Origin of the sequence: uncultured Clostridium sp., from assembly GCF_934754925.1 — a bacterium.
Lineage (GTDB): Bacteria > Bacillota > Clostridia > Clostridiales > Clostridiaceae > Clostridium.
Window position 1 is genome coordinate 1 of sequence record NZ_CAKVJA010000100.1, and the last position, 2,640, is coordinate 2,640.

The 2,640-nt window shown below is 29.0% G+C and carries 2 protein-coding genes; one reads left to right on the plus strand and one right to left on the minus strand.

Annotated elements, in window-relative coordinates:
• Window positions 1–699 (plus strand): threonine--tRNA ligase (locus tag Q0G30_RS14100; protein ID WP_294391348.1); only part of this gene is annotated, 699 nt, incomplete at its 5' end.
• Between the two features lie 68 nt (window positions 700–767).
• Here Q0G30_RS14100 and Q0G30_RS14105 read toward each other — a convergent pair.
• The gene (locus tag Q0G30_RS14105; protein ID WP_294391351.1) at window positions 768–2,168 is read right to left on the minus strand and encodes an AAA family ATPase; all 1,401 of its coding nucleotides are present in this window, start codon (window positions 2,166–2,168) and stop codon (window positions 768–770) included.
• Window positions 2,169–2,640: the final 472 nt, after the last annotated feature.

Genomic DNA, 2,640 nt, shown 5'->3' on the forward strand with positions numbered 1-2,640 from the left:
AAAACATTTGGATTTGAATATCACTTAGAATTATCTACTAGACCAGAAGATTCTATGGGTACAGATGAAGAGTGGGAAACTGCTGAAAATGGTTTAAGAGAAGCTTTAGAAGAATTAAACTTACCTTACATATTAAATGAAGGTGATGGAGCATTCTACGGACCAAAAATCGACTTCCACTTAAAAGACTGTTTAGGAAGAACATGGCAATGTGGTACTATCCAATTAGATATGCAATTACCTCAAAGATTTGATATATCTTATGTTGGACAGGATGGTGAAAAACATAGACCAGTTATGATACACAGAGTTGCTCTTGGAAGTATAGAAAGATTCATAGGTATATTAATAGAACAATATGCTGGTAAATTCCCAGTTTGGTTAGCTCCAACTCAAGTTAAAATATTACCTATATCAGATAAATACATGGATTATGCAAATGAAGTTAAAAAAGCTTTATTTGATGCAGGTGTAAGAGTTGAAATGGATGATAGAGCTGAGAAGATAGGATTCAAAATAAGAGAAGCTCAACTTCAAAAAGTTCCTTACATGTTAGTTGTAGGAGAAAAAGAAGCTGCTGAAAACCAAGTTGCTGTTAGATCAAGAGATAAAGGTGAAATGGGAAGTATGGACTTAAATGAATTCGTATCTATGGTAGTTAAAGAAGATGCAGAAAGAGTTAATATAGTTCAAGAATAATTATTATATATAAAATGAAAATAACCTAAAGCATTAAGCTTTAGGTTATTTTTATAACAATATAAATATTAGCAAGGTTCTTTTTGTATTAAAGACTGTAATTCTTCTAATGTCATAGTTTCTTTATCATATAAGTAATTAGCAACAATATGTAAATCATTTATATTTTCTTTAATTAATTTTAATGTTTCTTTGTAGCAATTTTCAACAATTGAATTTGCTTCTTTTTGAACTTTATCAGACATAAATGATTTTGAATTACCTTCTATAGTCATAAATCCAAGATTACTCATGCCATACTCACAAACCATTTGATCAGCTATATCAGTTACTTTTTTTAAATCATCTTTAGCCCCAGTAGATAAATGATTAAAAATTATTTCTTCAGCAGCTTTACCAGCTAAAAGAATTTTTATTTTTCCTATTAATTCATCTTTAGTATAAATGTATCTATCTTCATCAGGTAATTGAAGAACGTATCCTAAAGCTTCACCGCGTGGAACTATTGAAATTTTTTGTATTGGGCATATTTTGATAATATTGCTGACTATGGCGTGTCCTGCTTCATGGAAAGAAACAATTTTCTTTTCTTTTTCAATTAAAACAGAATTTTTTTGCTCTATCCCAGCAATAACTCTTTCTAGAGCTTTATCAAAATGGTATGTTGTAATTTCAGAACAGTTATCTCTCACAGCAAAAATGGCAGCTTCATTTGCAATGTTAGCTAAATGTGCACCATTAAATCCATGAGTTTTTCGAGCGAGTAATTTTAAATCTACGTCTTTGTTTAATGGTTTGTTTTTTGTATGAACTTGAAGAATTTCATATCTACTATGATAATTAGGTGAATTAATACGTATATGTCTATCAAATCTTCCAGGTCTTAATAAAGCTTCATCTAATAAATCCAGTCTATTAGTTGCACCGACTATTATAATATTGTCATCTTTATTAAAACCGTCCATTTCAACCAGTAATTGATTTAGTGTTTGATCTTTTTCGTTGTTACTTTCTGAATGTCTTCTAGCTCCTATTGCATCAATTTCATCTATAAATATAATACTAGGAGCTTCCTTTCTAGCTTTTTCAAATAGAGTACGTACTCTTTTGGCTCCTACACCTACATATTTTTCTACAAATTCTGAACCAGTAACATTAAAAAAAGAAGAATCAGTTTCTCCAGCAATTGCAGAAGCAAGAAGGGTTTTTCCTGTACCAGGAGGTCCATAGAATAAGATTCCTTTTGGTATTTTGGCACCCATTTTTATGTATTTTTCTGGAGACTTCATAAAATCAACTACTTCAAATAACTCCTCTTTTACTTCATCAAGACCAGCAACATCTCTGAATGTTGTTTTAGGCTTGCTACTATTATGATCGTCGGAGCAATTTTCTTTTTCCAGTTTGGTTTGTGCAAATACAGGAACTGGATTATTGATTTTTTTTAAAAAATTATTTATAATATTCATTATTAAACACCTCTGGGGGATAGAATTATTATTTACTTTATATTTTCCAAAGTTGTAAAAATTTATTATGAAAATAAAAAAATAAAATAATTACTTTTAGTAAGAGTATTGTCATAAATAGTGTATTAAAAACATAAAATTTATAATTTTAAAAATATAAAAAAATTATAAAAAATAGTTGACAAATATCTGCAAAGAGAGTATATTATATGGAGTAGTGATTTTCACTACAACAAATTTATTGAAAAAACAAGAAGAAGTCCGTTTCTCGCCTTACGCCGAAGGTTAGTAAGGTTAATATAAGTTTAGTTTATGTGTATTCACAAACTAAGTGCAATTTTGACTTATATAGCGGATGATATTCAATCATTCGCTTTTTATTTTTTATATAAAATATTTGGAGGTGTCCTACAATTAGCAAAGAATTATCAATCAATGATCAAATAAGAGATAAGGAATTAAGAATTATTTC